The 15,083-nt window shown below is 64.3% G+C and carries 16 protein-coding genes and 1 tRNA gene; 8 read left to right on the top strand and 9 right to left on the bottom strand.

Annotated elements, in window-relative coordinates:
- Positions 1–20 precede the first annotated feature (20 nt).
- Positions 21–293 carry a hypothetical protein gene (locus tag ACFVYC_RS17345; RefSeq protein WP_163163721.1) on the bottom strand — a complete coding sequence of 91 codons (273 nt, stop codon included), beginning with the start codon at positions 291–293 and terminating at the stop codon, positions 21–23.
- 40 nt (positions 294–333) lie between these two features.
- On the opposite strand from ACFVYC_RS17345, the gene ACFVYC_RS17340 reads away from it, so the two are divergent.
- Positions 334–567, top strand: a complete 234-nt coding sequence (locus ACFVYC_RS17340) for a DUF5703 family protein (RefSeq protein ID WP_387552562.1) — start codon at positions 334–336, stop codon at positions 565–567.
- 25 nt (positions 568–592) lie between these two features.
- Here ACFVYC_RS17340 and ACFVYC_RS17335 read toward each other — a convergent pair whose 3' ends face one another.
- Together ACFVYC_RS17335 and ACFVYC_RS17330 are read right to left on the bottom strand one after the other, a co-directional pair.
- Entirely contained in the window at positions 593–1,750 is a 1,158-nt protein-coding gene (locus tag ACFVYC_RS17335) for an acyl-CoA dehydrogenase family protein (protein ID WP_387552560.1), read from the bottom strand.
- 10 nt (positions 1,751–1,760) lie between these two features.
- The gene (locus ACFVYC_RS17330; RefSeq protein ID WP_387552558.1) at positions 1,761–3,065 is read right to left on the bottom strand and encodes a M20/M25/M40 family metallo-hydrolase; all 1,305 of its coding nucleotides are present in this window, start codon (positions 3,063–3,065) and stop codon (positions 1,761–1,763) included.
- A 170-nt stretch (positions 3,066–3,235) separates the two neighbouring features.
- Here ACFVYC_RS17330 and ACFVYC_RS17325 point away from each other — a divergent pair.
- Positions 3,236–3,318 (top strand) — tRNA-Leu (locus tag ACFVYC_RS17325).
- A gap of 119 nt (positions 3,319–3,437) precedes the next feature.
- Here the strand turns inward: ACFVYC_RS17325 and ACFVYC_RS17320 are convergent.
- The 3 genes from ACFVYC_RS17320 to ACFVYC_RS17310 all read right to left on the bottom strand — a co-directional run bounded on the left by ACFVYC_RS17320 (position 3,438) and on the right by ACFVYC_RS17310 (position 6,212).
- Positions 3,438–4,715 (bottom strand): glutamyl-tRNA reductase, encoded by a 1,278-nt coding sequence (locus ACFVYC_RS17320; protein WP_387552648.1) that lies wholly within the window; start codon positions 4,713–4,715, stop codon positions 3,438–3,440.
- 333 nt (positions 4,716–5,048) lie between these two features.
- Positions 5,049–5,414 carry a hypothetical protein gene (locus ACFVYC_RS17315; protein ID WP_387552556.1) on the bottom strand — a complete coding sequence of 122 codons (366 nt, stop codon included), beginning with the start codon at positions 5,412–5,414 and terminating at the stop codon, positions 5,049–5,051.
- Positions 5,415–5,669: 255 nt separating this feature from the next.
- Complete coding sequence (locus ACFVYC_RS17310) at positions 5,670–6,212, bottom strand: GNAT family N-acetyltransferase (protein ID WP_387552554.1); 543 nt, start codon at positions 6,210–6,212, stop codon at positions 5,670–5,672.
- 332 nt (positions 6,213–6,544) lie between these two features.
- On the opposite strand from ACFVYC_RS17310, the gene ACFVYC_RS17305 reads away from it, so the two are divergent.
- Complete coding sequence (locus ACFVYC_RS17305) at positions 6,545–7,246, top strand: SGNH/GDSL hydrolase family protein (protein WP_387552552.1); 702 nt, start codon at positions 6,545–6,547, stop codon at positions 7,244–7,246.
- A gap of 332 nt (positions 7,247–7,578) precedes the next feature.
- On the opposite strand, the gene ACFVYC_RS17300 is transcribed toward ACFVYC_RS17305, so the two are convergent.
- Together ACFVYC_RS17300 and ACFVYC_RS17295 are read right to left on the bottom strand one after the other, a co-directional pair.
- A complete protein-coding gene (locus ACFVYC_RS17300) occupies positions 7,579–8,550 on the bottom strand; it encodes a glycosyltransferase family 9 protein (protein WP_387552550.1) in 972 nt (323 codons plus the stop codon).
- The gene (locus ACFVYC_RS17295) at positions 8,547–9,689 is read right to left on the bottom strand and encodes a glycosyltransferase family 9 protein (RefSeq protein ID WP_387552646.1); all 1,143 of its coding nucleotides are present in this window, start codon (positions 9,687–9,689) and stop codon (positions 8,547–8,549) included. The genes ACFVYC_RS17300 and ACFVYC_RS17295 overlap by 4 nt, the downstream gene beginning before the upstream one ends.
- 210 nt (positions 9,690–9,899) lie before the next feature.
- On the opposite strand from ACFVYC_RS17295, the gene ACFVYC_RS17290 reads away from it, so the two are divergent.
- A complete protein-coding gene (locus ACFVYC_RS17290) occupies positions 9,900–10,202 on the top strand; it encodes a DUF4193 domain-containing protein (protein ID WP_104043953.1) in 303 nt (100 codons plus the stop codon).
- Positions 10,203–10,291: 89 nt separating this feature from the next.
- Here the strand turns inward: ACFVYC_RS17290 and ACFVYC_RS17285 are convergent, their stop codons facing one another.
- Positions 10,292–10,756: a GatB/YqeY domain-containing protein gene (locus ACFVYC_RS17285; protein WP_387552548.1), complete on the bottom strand. Its 465-nt coding sequence runs from the start codon at positions 10,754–10,756 to the stop codon at positions 10,292–10,294.
- A gap of 131 nt (positions 10,757–10,887) precedes the next feature.
- Between ACFVYC_RS17285 and ACFVYC_RS17280 the strand changes: the two genes are divergently transcribed.
- From ACFVYC_RS17280 to ACFVYC_RS17265, 4 genes are all read left to right on the top strand, one after another.
- Entirely contained in the window at positions 10,888–11,628 is a 741-nt protein-coding gene (locus ACFVYC_RS17280; RefSeq protein ID WP_387552546.1) for a M50 family metallopeptidase, read from the top strand.
- Positions 11,629–11,637: 9 nt separating this feature from the next.
- Positions 11,638–12,729 (top strand): glutathione S-transferase family protein, encoded by a 1,092-nt coding sequence (locus tag ACFVYC_RS17275; RefSeq protein WP_387552545.1) that lies wholly within the window; start codon positions 11,638–11,640, stop codon positions 12,727–12,729.
- Positions 12,730–12,758: 29 nt separating this feature from the next.
- A complete protein-coding gene (locus ACFVYC_RS17270) occupies positions 12,759–13,868 on the top strand; it encodes a serine hydrolase domain-containing protein (RefSeq protein WP_387552543.1) in 1,110 nt (369 codons plus the stop codon).
- An 81-nt stretch (positions 13,869–13,949) separates the two neighbouring features.
- Positions 13,950–15,083 carry an aromatic acid exporter family protein gene (locus ACFVYC_RS17265; RefSeq protein ID WP_387552541.1) on the top strand — a complete coding sequence of 378 codons (1,134 nt, stop codon included), beginning with the start codon at positions 13,950–13,952 and terminating at the stop codon, positions 15,081–15,083.

Genomic DNA, 15,083 nt, shown 5'->3' with positions numbered 1-15,083 from the left:
CCCGCGGTGCAGCTCTTTGGTCAGAGGTTCCGGTCCTCGACGATTTCAAGGTCCTCGTCGTCCACGTCGCTTTCCTCTTCCTCGTCGTCCTCGTCATCAAAGACCTGGAGCGGCGTGACCTCGTTGTAGGCCTCATAGAGTGCGTCCTCGTAGACTTCAAAAGCATCGGCGACTGCGAAAAACGCCGCCTCCACGGAGGGGTCCCCATCTCCGCGGCGGTTGGATGCTGCTATAAGGTGTTCTTCCAAAGCGGTGGTCAAGGACTGAAGCGCGACACGCGGATCGATGCTCATGCCTTCACGTTAGCCGGAAAAGGACGAAAATGGAGAGCAAATGAAGGAACAATTTCTCACCAGCTCGGTCCAGCGGGAGCGGGATTATGCCAAGCAGTACGAGTACCTTGTACTGACGGTCAGCCCTGTCGATTCTCTGCACGAGGCCAGGCGCCGCCTGGTGGAACACTCCGAATACGGCAAGTGGGAGCTGCAGCGCAGCAAGCTGTATATGGGCGGCGGACGGCGGTTCTGGCTCCGCCGCCGCGTCATGCAGGTCCACCGGACCGTCTAGGAAAACAAGGGGTTCACCGGACCGTTCAGTCCTCGAGTGGCCCCAGCCAGGCGGTGGCCACGGTGTTGTGGGCTGATTCGTCGTCGGACGGATGGAACATGCCGGCCAGAACGTCCCGGTAGAGCCGTTCCAGTTCGGAGCCGCGGAAATAGCTTGATCCGCCGCTGACCCGGATGGCGAGGTCCACAACGCGGCGTGCGGTCTCCGTGGCGTTGACCTTCAGGCCCACGAGTTTGGGAAACCACTGCGGACCGTGATCGGCGAGGGCGTCGATGTCGGCGGTTACGGTCGCCAGCTGCGGGTAGAGGTTGTCCATGGCCATCGCGGCTTCCGCGACCTTCCAGCGGATGTCCGGATCCTGTGCGTAGCTCCGTCCGCCGTTTTTGAAGGATGTCCGGCGCTTCACCGCTTCCACCCCAACGGCCAGTGCCCGCTCCCCCAAACCGGTGTAGACGGCCGCGAGCAGCGTCTCGAAGCACGCGAATATGGCGAAGATCAAAGGATCTCGGTTGGGTCCCACGGGGAGCTTGCGGAAGATCCGGTCTTCGGGGACGTAAACGCCGTCCAGCACGGTGGTATTGGACTGGCTGGCGCGCATGCCCAGGGTGTCCCAGTCATTGAGGACACGGTAGCCGGATGTTTCCCGTGTGATGAAGCCATGGACGAGTTCTCCTTCGCCGTCCCCGGCCGACGAGTCCTTGCCGAAGATCCCCAGCCTTGTCCACGCAGGAGAGAGGCTGGTGAAGATTTTTGTGCCCGTGAAGGTGTACCCGCCGCCTTGCGGTTCCGCCACGGTGCGGGAGTCGAAGAGGACCGAATCGTTTCCTGCCTCGGAGTTGCCGAAAGCGAAGACTTCGCCCTGCGCGGCTTCCTTGAGGACAAAGGCGAGGGAGTGGTCCCCCCTTGCCTGCAGGACGTGCGCGACGCCGGTCCACACCAGGTGCATGTTGACCGCCAGCGCCGTGGCGGGGGCAGCCGTGGCCAGCCTCCGCTGGCACTGCGCCGAGGCTTCGAGCCCAAGTCCTTTGCCGCCGTCGGCCGCGGGAACAAACAGCTTCAGGTAACCGGCCTCCGTCAGTTCCTGCAGGTCCTCGTGGAAGAACGCGTTGTCCCTGTCGTATCCGGCGGCCCGGCCGCGGATCCGCTCCAGGAGGGCGTCCGGCAGCACTTCTTCCGGGGTCATGGCAGCCGGCTCAGTAGTTGGTGAGCAGGGTATTGAGCACCCTGGCGCCGAACTTCAGCGAGTCCGCCGGGACGCGCTCGTCCACACCGTGGAACATGCCGGTGAAGTCCAGCTCGTCCGGCAGCATCAGGGGCGCAAAGCCGTAACCCGTGATGCCCAGCCTGCTGAGGGACTTGTTGTCCGTACCGCCCGAGAGCGTGTACGGCAGTACCTTGGCTCCGGGGTCCTCGGAGTGCAGGGCATCGATCATGGAATCCACCAAATTCCCGGCAAAGGGAACCTCAAGGGACACGTCATTGTGCACATAACTGACGTCCACCCCGGTTCCGGCCAACTCCTTGACGATCTCCAGGACGTGCTCTTCCTGCCCGGGCAACGTGCGGCAGTCGATGAGCGCCTCTGTGGATTCCGGAATGACGTTGTGCTTGTAGCCGCCCTTCACGAGCGTGGGATTGGTGGTGTTCTGCAGGGTTGCGCCGACGAACCGGGCCACCGTTCCCAGCTGGTTCAGCAGGAGATCGGGATTGTCGGCGTCGAACTCCACGCCGGTGAGTTCCGTCACGCCGTCCAGGAACTGCCTGGTGGTGGGCGTCAGCTCGATGGGCCACTTGTACTCGCCGATCCGCGTCACGGCCCCCGCGAGGCGGGTCACGGCGTTGTCGGTGTTGATCTGGGAGCCGTGGCCGGCTCTGCCGTGGGCTACCAGGCGGAGCCAGGAGATGCCCTTTTCGGCCGTCTGCAGCAGATAGGTGCGTTGCCCGCCAATGGTTGCCGAGAACCCGCCCACTTCCGAGATGGCCTCAGTTGCGCCCTCAAAGAGCTCCGGCCGCTTGTCCACGGCGTAGCGGGCCCCGTACGCGCCGCCGGCTTCCTCGTCCGCGAAGAAGGCGAAGATGATGTCCCGCTTGGGCTTTTTGCCCGTTCGGGCAAAGCTGCGCAGGACGGAGAGGATCATCGCGTCCATGTCCTTCATGTCGACGGCGCCCCGGCCCCAGATGAGCCCGTCCTTCAGTTCTGCTCCGAACGGGTCCACGGACCACTGGTCCTTAAGGGCCGGAACCACATCCAGGTGCCCGTGCACCACGAGGGCGCTGGCGGACGGATCCTCGCCGGCCATCCGGGTGACCACATTGGCGCGCCCGGGAGCCGACTCGAAGATTTCTGCCTCCATGCCGACTTCCTCGATCAGCCCTGCGGCGTATTCTGCTGCGGCCCGCTCCCCCGGCCCGGTTCCGTCACCGAAGTTCGAGGTATCGATCCGGATAAGTTCCTGGCAGATACGGACAACTTCATCCTCGGGCAGGACGTCGGGCATTGCGGGCTCCTCACTGGGGAATGACGGGTTTGCAGCGCTGGATTGCTTGCCCTCAGCCTACCCACTTGGCCCGATTCGATGTTTCAGGAAAGTTCGTGTTAGAGTTTTTCTCGCTGCTTCGGAGAAACGCGAAACGCTGAAAGGCGGAAACGGTTCCCGAATTACCACCTGCGCGGGTGGCGGAATGGCAGACGCGCTAGCTTGAGGTGCTAGTCCTCGAAAGGGGGTGGGGGTTCAAGTCCCCCTCCGCGCACAAACGGAAGCCCCGGAAAATCATTGATTTTCCGGGGCTTCTTTGTGTCGCGGGGTCATAAGTCACGGGACCACATGTGTGCACCGGCCGCACCGTAAACGTCCTGCCATGCTCTCGCCCTACACTCCTGCTGACTGCTGGCGAAGCCCCGCCTGGCCGCGATTGTTCACACTGAGGCCGAAGAGGACCTCCAGGGCTGCGGTGTACTCGTCCTGACGGCCTGCCGCCGCCAGCTCCCTTGCCCGGACGCTGGGTTCGTGGAGCAACTGACGCACCATGCGCCGCAGCGCCAGGGCTGTTTCCTCCGTTGGTGCGCTGTCCCCGTTCTGCTTCTTGCCACGGTCCATCTCGCGCTCCAGGACACCATTGAGGTGGTTGCGCAGGGCAACGATGGCAGTGTCAGCGGCGCGGACGGATTCCTGTTCGTCAAAGCGGCGCGCTGCCTGCCGGACCAAAGCCCGGGCGAGCTGCAATTCCTCTGCGTCTGCCGGGGGAGCCGCCTCCCGCACCGACTCCAGGGTGATGATTTCCACGCCCGGCACGTTGGCAAGGCCGGGGTCGAAGTCCTGGGTGGGGGCAAGATCCAAGAGCACAAGCCGGCGGGATGTACCCTGCCGTGAAGCCACGACCGACGTACCTATCCGGGTTCCACTGCCGCTGCAGCCGATCACGACGTCGGCGCCTCCAATGGCCGCAGGCAGCTCTTCAGCAGTAAGGGGCGTTGCGCACCGGGCGGCTGCGAATGCCTCCGCCCGTCCGGAGTGGGAGTAAACCGCAATTCCCGGCCCCTGTCCCCTGCCCAGCAACTCCATAAAGCAGGCTGCATAGGACCCGCTGCCGATAAGGACCACCGACAGGTCGGAGAGCTTCGCCGGATTCAACCGGGACATGGCCAGTTCGAGTGCCACCGAAGCCACCGACCTGCCAACGGCGCCCAGTCGGGTCCGCGCTCCCACATCCTTTGCAGTACGGGAAGCCGTTTGAAACAGCCGGCTTAGGCGCCCCGTTGCCGTGCCTGCGGCCTGGGCCTCGGCCAGGGCGCGACGAACCTGGCCGGTGACGTGGCGCTCGCCTACCACGAGGGAATCAAGGCCGCACCCGACGCCAAAAAGGTGTTCTGCAACTTCGGGACCGTGGTGGTACTCGAACAGTGCCCGCAGGTCAGGCAGCGGAAGTCTGGCGCAACGCCCCACAGCCCGCAGGACTTCTGAACACGCCCCTGCCACATCCCCGGAGGGCGGTAATTCGCAGTAAATTTCGAACCGGTTACAGGTGGACAGAACTACGCAGCCTGATATCGCAGGACTGCAGGCCAATTCCTTGGCGATAAGTGAAGATGCAGACTGCAGACGGGCTGTGGAATCGGCGGGGAGGTATCTGTACCTCGCCGTGAGCACCACCAGGACCGGACGCACGGCAGGTGGGTTCGGCGTTCCTGAATCCGCTGGTGGAAACGTTTCTGCCACTGTTGTTCCTTCCCGAAGACGTGCCACTGCGTTGTGACGAACTTCGTCCCTGATGCTGATGCACCAGCGTCGTCGACAGACCTTTGGTATTTCTTTACCGGGCCCCACAATTGCGAGTGGCGGGCAGCCGGGCCGTAAGCTCCTCGGCCCACCACGCCTGTTGTTCCGAGTCCCCTTCGCGCACAAAGAGAGCCCCGGAAATCAATAATCTCCGGGGCTCCCTGCGCCTTATGAAGAGAGCCGCTTGGTGGCCGCGACCCGTCCCTAGCGCCTCTTGTCCGTTTCTGTGCCTGTGATGTTGAACGAAGCGTCAAACTTCAGCGTCAGACGCGTTCCGTCGGCTTTCCTGATGTGAGCCTCGTAGACAGCGCCGTCGGCGTCGGTTTCGACCCGGACGACCGTCGCGCCTGGATTCGCGGCCTTTGCTGCCGCTTCGACACGGGCGGCGGTGTCCCCTGTCAAAGGCTCCTCGGTGATGCCGTTGGCTCGATGAGACCCTTTGCGGTCTGCGGAAGACACCGTAGTGGAGCTCGATGCTCCGTCAGGAGCAACCATGGCGAGATACATGCCGCCACCTGCGAGAGCCGCGGCCACAGCGGCTCCGATTGCGACGTTTTGAACTGTTTTCATCACACGCTCCTGATTCTGCGATCAGGCGCAACGGTGCTTTTGCTGACCGCTTGTCATACCTGGCCATTGCACCCCAGCAATGCCACAGCGCGGTTTATCCGGGTGGAACACTGTGGATTTTACGCATATGTGCGGGTCAGGACCAGAAGCAATCGGAGAGCACCGGATTGGCAGGCTGGATCGCCTGCCGCACATACCTGCGGGGACCCTGGGCACAGCATTGCGCCGGACGGAATTTACCTGACTTTGGCGTCTTCAGTACAGGATGCGCTGGTACAGGTTGTGGTCCTGCCAGGCACCGGCGATGTTCAGGTAAGCGGGCGCCATCCCTATCTTTTCGAAGCCGGCACGTTGAAGAATCTTCTGGGACGCGGCATTATGCAGGAGCGTTGCCGCCTGGATCCGGTGCAGCTCCAATTCGTTCGTGGCGAAAGCCAGCACAAACTGGAGGGCAGCCGAGCCGATGCCCCGGCCAGCGTATTCGTGGTCAACCCAGTAGCCCACGTTGGCGCTGCAAAAGGGTCCCCCCACGATTCCGCTTAGCGTTATGGCACCGATGACGAGTTCCCCATCGAGAAGTACCCAAGGCACTTCCAAACCGGCTGCGTATGATGCCAGCTTGGATTCGAGGACTTTGCTCTGCCCGGCCGCGGTAAAGAAATCATCGGAGCGTTCGGGTTCCCATGGGGCGAGGTGGGCCCTGTTCCGCAGGTACGCGTCCTTCATGTGGCGGGCGTCGCTGGAAGCCAAAACCCGGACGTCAACATTGCCGGTCAAGGTCTTTTTCAACGGGGCCATTGAAGAGACTCTACCCAAAGAGCTGGGGGCCTTTTCAGCGGCTTGCTCCCCGATAGCAGAGCGTCATAAAGCTCAGCGGGCTGAGATGAGTGGGCATTGCTGGTCCTGGAGTTTGGCGTGAGCGGTAGTCTCTCCTCCCCCGACCCACTCCGGCGCCAGGACCTAGGCGCGCGCCTGGAAGCCCTCGCGACCGAAAAACGCTCGGGGGAGTATATCGGCGCGTACCAAGCGTGGAGCGACCATACTGCAACAACAAACGAGGGGGTGGTGGACGGCGGTTCGCTTCCGTGCAGTCCCCTGCCAGTAGCGGCCGGTCCGCGCAAGGGTGGAATATGGCCTTCATGTACGACCTGACGGATGAGGACCAGGGAAGTGGCCATGTGGTCCTTTTAGGCGATTCCATCTTCGACAACGCCGCCTACGTGAACGGCGGCCCCGACGTTATCAGTGAACTCCGGCAGGAGCTTCCGGGCTGGAAATGCTCACTCCTGGCCATCGACGGCGACGTCATCACCGGCGTCGCCCGCCAGTTGCGCGCCCTTCCCGCGGATGCCACCCATCTGGTGGTGAGTGTTGGTGGAAACGACGCCATGGGCTATGCGCCGCTGTTGCAGGAACGTCCGGGCTCGGTTGCCGAGGCCCTGCTTCTGCTTGATGCCGGCAGGGAAACGTTCGACGCCGACTACCGGGCCATGCTGCCTGCCGTCCTGGCACAGGGCCTGCCGACGGCGGTGTGCAGCATCTACGACACTCCCCCATCAGAACCGAACCAGAAGGTCATCAAGGCGGCGCTGACCCTCTTCAACGATTCCATTACCCGGGCAGCCTTTGCCAGCGGCACACCACTGATCGACCTGCGGCTCATTTGCAATGAAGACGCGGACTACGCCAACGCCATCGAACCGTCCTCACAGGGCGGACGAAAGATCGCCCAGGCAATTGCCACGCTGGTCCGGGCCGGACGCCCCAACCCCCACTCGCTGGTTGTGGCCGGCGCGGTCCGGACTGCATCCGCCGGCAGTCACATCAGGTAAGGGGGTAAAGTCTCCCGGCGTCCGCGGCCTAATGCGGTCGCAGGCTGTGGGCCCGCGGCTGCCTGCGCCCCGCCAGCCGGGAGCCACGCGCAACCGGCCGGTACTGGACCCGGCGCCGTCCCGCCCGCTCGGCCCTGCGCTCCTGGCGTCTGGTCTTCCTTTCAGGCCGATCAATACCGGTCAGAATAGCGAAAGTGCCAGCGACCCACAGGAATGCCATCGTCAACACCAAGGTAATTTCCATCTCAGCGCCCATGACTAATGTTAGGACTTCAGAGCCTCCAGCAAGAGCACCAAATTCGGCGGGTATCCCCCCACTTTGGAACGCTGGCCTACAGCACGCCGAGTCCCCGCACTGCAGCCAGAACATCCTGCACCGTGATTGCCATCAGCGCCGGGTCCGGCTCAACAGCGAAGGTGTCCCCCCGCCGCAGCTCAGCCCGGGTCAGGACAACGTGCGGGCCCGGGGGCGGACCCCAAATCTCCGGCGGGGCCGGCCCGAACAACACCACCGAGGCCGTGCCGTAGGCCGAGGCCAGATGCGCAGCCCCGGTGTCCGCGGAGATCACCAGGCGGGCCGACGCAATAGTCGCGGCGAACTCCGCGAGCCCGAGCCGCCCCGCCAGAACCGTGTCCTCCCCAAGCCCCGAGCGGCGGCACACATCCAGTGCCCGGTCCCGTTCCCCGCTGCCGCCCGTGAACACCACGTTGTGCCCGGCCTGGTCAAGGGCAGAGGCAACTGCTGCAAAGCGCCCGGCAGGCCAAAGGCGGCTGCCGTAGGCGGCCCCCACATGCAGTACGGTGGCACCGGGAACGGGGCTGGGCACGTGCGGGGTGTTCAGTTGGATGTCCAAAGGGTCAGCTTCGATGCCGTGCCATTCCAGGAGCTTGGCCCAGCGTTCCCTCTCGTGCAGTTCGTTCCGCCATGGCGGCCCGTCCCGGTACTGGCTCCGGTGACCGATGGTTTGCCGGGCCTGCAGCGCCTCGATCCGGCCCTGGCTTTCCGGTCCGCTGCCGTGCAGGTTGACTGCAACATCCACGACGCCGGGCTCCACGGCCAGCGGCTCGTCCAACCCGTGTGTGGGGAAAAGTTCGTAGCCGCCCACGAGTCCCAGCGCCTCCGAAAGCCAGCCCTGCGCCGCGTACCGCAGCCTGTGCTCCGGGTATGTGCGCCGGAGCGCCTTCAGGGCCGGCACTGCGACGAGCAGGTCCCCCAGTTTCAGCGCCCGAAGCACCAGGAGCTCGGGCTTCCCATCGTGCAGCTCCGTTGCTTCCCCTACAGCCGCACTTTCCGGAACGCTCATGCTTCAGGCCTGGCCAGTTCGGTGGCCGCCAGGCTGCGGACATCCTCGTGCACATCCCGCGCTTCGATGCCGGCCACCAGAGAGTCGTCGTGGGCGCAACGGGGAGCAGTCCACCCCACCTGGGTGACGTCCACGCCGCAGGTGGGACAGGTGGTCACCCACGAAGCGCGGATCCGGTGCAGGCTCCGCCCCAGTGCGCCGGCATTAATTACGTTGCCGGTCCAGAAGATCCCTACCGTGGGCACCCCGAGCGCTTGGGCGAGATGCCGCGGGCCGCTGTCGTTGCCCACTACCACGGCGGCACTCACCAGCAAGGCCACCAAACCTGCCATATCCAACTGGCCCGCCAGTGACCGGACCGGGCCGGAGGCAGCAAGTTCAACGATGCGGTCGGCAATGGCCCTTTCACTCACATCGCCCACTACCACCACCTGGAAACCGTCCGCGGCACATGCCACGGCAAGCTCAGCAAACCGCTCCGCGGGCCAACGACGGCGTGGATCCGTTGCGCCGGGATGCATCACCACCAAAGGCCGGCCGTCGTCGTCAGCTGCTCGGGCAAGGGGGCGCACTCCATCTGCCGGCGCCAGGCGGGCCTCGAGGTCAACAGGGAAGGCACCGGCGAACCCGGCCACCTCGAGCGCCCGGAGGGGTTCGTGCTGGTAATAGACGTATGGAACTGTGCGTTCCAGGCTGGCTGCGTCGGGCGTCCGCGTCCCCACTGTATGCCGGGCGCCCAGCCGGAGCAGGAAGGGATTGGAATACCGGCCCCCGCCGTGAATCTGGACTGCCAGGTCAAAGCGGCGCGCGCGCATGTCCGAGAAGAACCGGTTGAGCTCATCCTCATTTTCCGCCCCCGGCCGGACACCGTCCGAAAACGGCAGGACCTGAACTTCGTCCACTGGGCTCTTCGTAGCAGCGATCAATGCCTTGTGCACCGGGGTGCCGAGGAGCGTGATGGAAGCCTCAGGGTATGCCGTTCTCAAGGCGGCAATGGCGGGAATGGCGAAAATCAAGTCGCCGAGCCCGCCGCCGCGCAGGACGACTATCCTTGATACTGCATCAAACTTCTCCAGAACCGGACCAACGCCGGTGCCGGCCAGTCCGGCGCCCCCGAACTCTGCGGTGAGCTGCTCCACATATACCCCTTCGAATAGTGTGGAGACTGCAGCGTTCGCCGCGGCCTCCCCTTCCCCGTGCAGCCACAGGAGGGTGAACATCCTGGAGGCCGCTTCCTCTAAACCTCTACCCAAACGGCGGGCAATATACTCCCGCTATTGGGGAATACCCGGATGATGCTGTACGTTTCATACGCGACAGACGAATCAAAGAAAAGAGAAGCACCTAAATTGGCAACCGATTACGATGAACTGCGTTCCGACGTCAAGGAATCGCAGGACAACTCTCTCGAGCAGCTCCAGTCAGCCAACGCTCCCGACGCGCGCAGCGTTGTCCTGGAGCTGGACGAAGCTGACGGCCTCGACGGCGCGGGCGTACCCGGCGGCGAGTTTGTCGCTGAGGAGCTCGTGGTGCAGGTCATCCCGCAGGCAGAGGACGAGTTCACCTGCTACTCCTGCTTCCTGGTCCGCCACCGCTCGCAGATTGCGCGCCAGAAAGACGGCCACACCTACTGCACCGAGTGCGAAGGCTAATCAGGCAGTCAGGCGGGACGGCTCAGGCAGCCGCTCCCTCAACTGAGCAAAAGGCACGCCCGCCATTTGGTGGACGTGCCTTCCGCTTTTTAAGCGAGCTTCTGCCGTACCAGCTGGCTGACTTCCTTGCCGTCGAAGCGCCCTGCCACTTTTGCCGTCACAGGCTTCATCACTTCGCCCATCTGCCGGGCCGTCAGCTCGCGGCCCTCCGCGCGGAGCCCGTCGATGACCTCGTCCACGATTGCCTCGACCTCCGCCAGGGACAGCGGCTTGGGCAGGTAGGACTCGATCACTTCCGCTTCGGCAATTTCCGCCGCCGCACGGTCGGGTTGTCCCGCTTCTGCATAAATGCCTGCCGTGTCCCGGCGCTTCGCGGCTTCCTTTTGAAGCAGCGATGTCACCTGCGCGTCATCGAGCTGCACGGGTGTCTTACCCGACTTCTCCCGGGTCTCAATCTCGCCCAGCACGTTCCTGACGGTGGTCAGCGCAGTCTTGTTGCGCTCCTTCATAAGGATGACAACGTCGGCCTGCAGCCGTTCCTTCAAAGATGACACGATTCCTCTGTTCCTGTGTTTGCTGTTGCCTGTGGACGGGGCGGCACAGGGCGCCGCGGCAGCGTCCACCCATCCCTAGTACCGTAGGGGCTTATGGCTGATATTGACCACTCCTTCCCGGGCACCACTGAATGAACCTTCCGGACAATCCCTGGAACACGTTTGTCAGTGCCTTCAGCCGCACGGAAGTTCCCGTGATTACGTTCACGGAGCTGGTGCTGGTGGTCTGCATAGTGACTGCCTTGTCGATCCCCCGCCGGTCCTGGAGGTACGTTGGGCTGCTGGCGACTGCCACCCACGAGCTGGGACATGCCGTCGCCGCCGTCACGAGCGGACAGCGGCTGTCCGGGATACGGCTGCGTCTGGACCATTCAGGCACTACCACCACGTACAGCCGGAGCAAACTTGCCACCGTGTGGTCCTGCTTCTGGGGCTATCCGGTGCCTGGCGTCGTCGGCGCTGCGTTTGTGTGGTGCGGCTTCAGCGGGTGGGGGCCCGCTGCCGTGGCGGTCAGCACAGTTGCCCTTGCAGCCACACTGCTGTTCCTCCGCAATGCCGCGGGCTTCCTCATCACCGCCGCCGCGATTGCCGGCAACCTGGCCCTGATTTTCCTGGTGCCAGCCGGGTTCACAGGACACGTGTCCGTCATCCTGGGCCTGGTACTCCTGGTGGGCGCCGTACGGGACCTCATCAAGCTCACCCACGTGCACCTGCGGCGGAGGGACCGGCTTGCCAGTTCGGACGCGTACCTGCTGTACCGGGCGACCGCCATTCCATCGGGCATCTGGATTGCCCTGTTCTCGGTGTTTGTGGCGGGATCCTGGCTGGTGGCGTGGCAGCCTATCTCTGCGGTCCTGCCAACGGGCGCATAGGGTGGATCCATGAGCCAGGAACCGGACAGCACCCAGCAGGCGCCAAGCGGCAGTACGTCCGAGCACAGCACGCGCGGCGCGTACGTAACGGGCGGAGCCGAATTTAACCGCGACACCAATTACATTGAGGACCGGATTACCTCGGACGGCAGGCCGGGCCCCCATGGGGAGCCGGGTTGGCCCGCACAGCCGGGACGCTACCGCCTTATCGCTGCCAGGGCGTGCCCGTGGGCCAACCGGACGGTTATTGTCCGCCGCCTCCTGGGCCTCGAGGACGCCATTTCCCTCGGGCAGCCCGGCCCCACGCACGACGCGCGGTCCTGGACGTTTGATTTGGACCCCGACGGTGTTGATCCCGTCCTGCGGATCGAGCGCATCCAGGAGGCCTACTTCAAGCGCTTCCCCGACTATCCGAGGGGCATCACCGTACCGGCGATTGTTGAGGTTTCCACCGGAGAAGTGGTGACCAACAACTTTCCGCAGATCACGCTCGACTTCTCGACGGAATGGACGACGTTCCACCGGCCGGGGGCGCCCCGGCTTTATCCCGAGCATCTGCGGGAGGAGATCGACGAGGTCAACAAGCGGGTGTTCACCGAAGTTAACAACGGGGTCTACCGCTGCGGCTTCGCAGGCTCGCAGAAGGCCTACGACGCCGCCTACACCCGGCTTTGGGCAGCCATGGACTGGCTGGAAGAGAGGCTCACCCGGCAGCGGTACCTGGTGGGTGACACCATTACGGAAGCCGACGTGAGGCTGTTCACCACCCTGGCGCGGTTCGACGCCGTCTACCACGGCCACTTCAAGTGCAACCGCCAGAAACTAAGCGAGATGCCGGCGCTCTGGGGCTACGCACGCGACCTGTTCCAGACCCCTGGGTTCGGCGACACCACGGACTTCGTGCAGATCAAGCAGCACTATTACATCGTGCATGAGGACATCAACCCAACCGGCATCGTCCCGGCCGGCCCTGCACTGGACGGCTGGCTGGACGCCCACGGGCGCGAGTCCCTGGGTGGCCGGCCCTTTGGCGAGGGAACTCCGCCGGGTCCGGTGAAGCCAGGAGAAGAAGTTGCCCGCGGACACGGGGCCCACGCCTAAGGAAAGCGCTTTCTGACTAGACTGGCGGGATGCAGATATCTCAATGCCACGTCGCGCCCGGCTTCGAAAACGTACAGGAGCTCTTCGAATCGTTCCATGTTGAGGACCTTGGCTACAGCGCACAGCTCGCCGCCTACCACCACGGTAAACAGGTGGTGGGACTCACCGGCGGACCGGACATGGACCAGGGGACGATCACGGGCGCCTACTCCTGCTCCAAGGGAGTGGCAGCCATGGCGGTGGCACTCCTGGTCCAGGATGGGCTGATTGACCTCGACGCCACGGTGGCGTACTACTGGCCGGAGTTTGCGGTCCACGGCAAGGGCCAGCTCCTGGTGCGGGAGGCTTTGTCCCACCAGGCCGGGCTTCCGGGAGTGGAGGGTGGTTTCGCCCTGGACGAGTTCACCACTCCGGGCGCTGCTGCCCGCCTGGCGGCGGCACGGCCGTCCTGGCAGCCGGGGCGGCAGTTCGGCTACCACGCCCTGACCATCGGGATCCTGATGGAAGAGCTGTGCCGCCGCACGGCAGGAGAAACGCTTCAGGGTATCTATGACCGGCGGATCCGGACTGCACTGGAGATCGACTTCTTCCTGGGCCTGCCGGAGGAACTGGAGCCCCGCTACAGGGATGTCCTGTACACCAGCGATCCGCAGCAGCCCTGGATCGATCCGCTCAGCCTGGACGGGTTGAACAGCAACGCGGCCGTCAGCAGCATCATGGAACTCCCCAACATCCGCGCAGTTCGTGGCGCGGGAATGTCTGCGGCGGGCGGAGTGGGATCCGCCGAGGGCCTGGCACGGCTTTACGCTGCAGCCACCACAGGCGTCGACGGCGGCGAAGCTTTCCTCACGCCTGCGACTGTGGAGTTGATGTCCCAGGAACAGGTGTGGGGCCTGGACCGGTCCTCGGGCCTGGACAACGCTTTTGCCGTGGTGTTTATGAAGCCGCATCCCTCCCGGAACTTCGGCAGCCACCGTGCTTTCGGCCACGAAGGCGCCAATGCCGCGCTGGGGTTCGCGGATCCCGCCTACAGCCTGGGATTTGGCTACATTTCACGGCGGGCCGAGGAGGGGCGGACACCGGGAAAAGCCCACCAACTGGCCGCTGCCGTGCGCCGTTGCGCGGCGGCTTTGTCCTAAAAGTTACTCGCCGGGCGCCTTGCCTGCCCTCCTGACCAGTAGCTTTGTTCCCCGGCTGCATGGGCGCCTAGGGTTGATCGGATGGGCAATTCTCAAGCACGTCCGGCATCCCGGTGGGCCAACGGGACCCAATTTTTGAAGCAGGCAGTGGAAGGGCTGTCCGCGGCTTTCGCTGCACAACGCCTGCAACTGGCGGCCAAGGCCGCCCTGGCCGCGGGCCTGGCATTCCTTATCGCCCCACTGATGCCCGGGGCGGCAGCCAACTACCCTTACTACGCGCCACTCGGAGCACTGGTGGCGATGTACCACAACGTGGCCGGATCGGTGCGGCAAGGCTTCCAGGCGCTTGCCGGGCTCACCATGGGCATTGGCCTCGCTGTCATCCTGGTGACCATAGCCGATCCCTCGCCCCTGACGGTGGCATTGTTCATGGGAATAGGCGTGCTGCTGGGCGGGCTGCCCGCGATCGGCTCCGGCAGTGACTGGATTCCGACGGCGGCCCTGCTGGTCCTCCTGGTGGGCGGCAACAACGCCGACGACTTTTCCTTTGGCTACCTGGTGCAGATGGGCGTTGGCGTGGGCGTTGGCATCGCGGTTAACTTCCTGGTCTTTCCGCCGCTGCACCTTAAGGCTGCGGCCGCCAGCCTGGACGACCTCCGCCTGGCGCTGGGCAGGCAACTGACAGACATGGGGGCGGCATTGAAGGAAGCGTGGCCGCCCGAGCACGAGGATTGGTCCCGCCGCTCGGATGAGCTCTCATCAGCCGCCCGCTCTGTCCGGCACCTCGTCAAGGAAGCGGATGCGAGCCGGCGCGCCAATCCCCGGCGCAAACTCCACCCCCGGGACATGGATTTGGACTACCGCAACCTTCGCCAGCTGGAGCGGGTGACGTTCCACATCCAGGACATGACGGACGTGCTTTCCGACGTCATCTGGGAAAGCGACGTTCCGTACACCGTGCCGCTGCAGGACAATGAACCGCTCGCCGACGCCATCACAGCCACCGGAAAACTGCTCACTTCATTCAGCGACGCGGAATCGGAGGAACAAGAGCAACTTTTCAAGTCCGCCACCACGGCGGTGGAAGCCGCCATGGCAACCACCACCGCCCGGGAACTGGAAAAGGGCGCCGTTCCCGCGTCCGAGTCCGTCCTCCTCAGCCTTCACCGGATCCTGCGTGCTGTCCGGCCGGGAGCCGAGGGACCGCCGTCGTAA

The sequence above is a fragment of the Pseudarthrobacter sp. NPDC058329 genome (assembly GCF_042879835.1).
GTDB lineage: Bacteria > Actinomycetota > Actinomycetes > Actinomycetales > Micrococcaceae > Arthrobacter.
Note: the sequence above shows the minus strand (reverse complement) of the source record. Positions and strands in the feature narration are given on the sequence as shown.

Bases quoted from the DNA above. Each gene is read 5' to 3' on its own strand.
- ACFVYC_RS17300 (WP_387552550.1), bottom strand. From the start codon at position 8,550: ATGAGCGTTCCGGAAAGTGCGGCTGTAGGGGAAGCAACGGAGCTGCAC.
- ACFVYC_RS17265 (WP_387552541.1), top strand. From the start codon at position 13,950: ATGGGCAATTCTCAAGCACGTCCGGCATCCCGGTGGGCCAACGGGACC.
- ACFVYC_RS17330 (WP_387552558.1), bottom strand. From the start codon at position 3,065: ATGCCCGACGTCCTGCCCGAGGATGAAGTTGTCCGTATCTGCCAGGAA.
- ACFVYC_RS17345 (WP_163163721.1), bottom strand. From the start codon at position 293: ATGAGCATCGATCCGCGTGTCGCGCTTCAGTCCTTGACCACCGCTTTG.
- ACFVYC_RS17340 (WP_387552562.1), top strand. From the start codon at position 334: ATGAAGGAACAATTTCTCACCAGCTCGGTCCAGCGGGAGCGGGATTAT.
- ACFVYC_RS17335 (WP_387552560.1), bottom strand. From the start codon at position 1,750: ATGACCCCGGAAGAAGTGCTGCCGGACGCCCTCCTGGAGCGGATCCGC.
- ACFVYC_RS17310 (WP_387552554.1), bottom strand. From the start codon at position 6,212: ATGGCCCCGTTGAAAAAGACCTTGACCGGCAATGTTGACGTCCGGGTT.
- ACFVYC_RS17270 (WP_387552543.1), top strand. From the start codon at position 12,759: ATGCAGATATCTCAATGCCACGTCGCGCCCGGCTTCGAAAACGTACAG.
- ACFVYC_RS17280 (WP_387552546.1), top strand. From the start codon at position 10,888: ATGAACCTTCCGGACAATCCCTGGAACACGTTTGTCAGTGCCTTCAGC.
- ACFVYC_RS17315 (WP_387552556.1), bottom strand. From the start codon at position 5,414: ATGAAAACAGTTCAAAACGTCGCAATCGGAGCCGCTGTGGCCGCGGCT.
- ACFVYC_RS17275 (WP_387552545.1), top strand. From the start codon at position 11,638: ATGAGCCAGGAACCGGACAGCACCCAGCAGGCGCCAAGCGGCAGTACG.
- ACFVYC_RS17305 (WP_387552552.1), top strand. From the start codon at position 6,545: ATGGCCTTCATGTACGACCTGACGGATGAGGACCAGGGAAGTGGCCAT.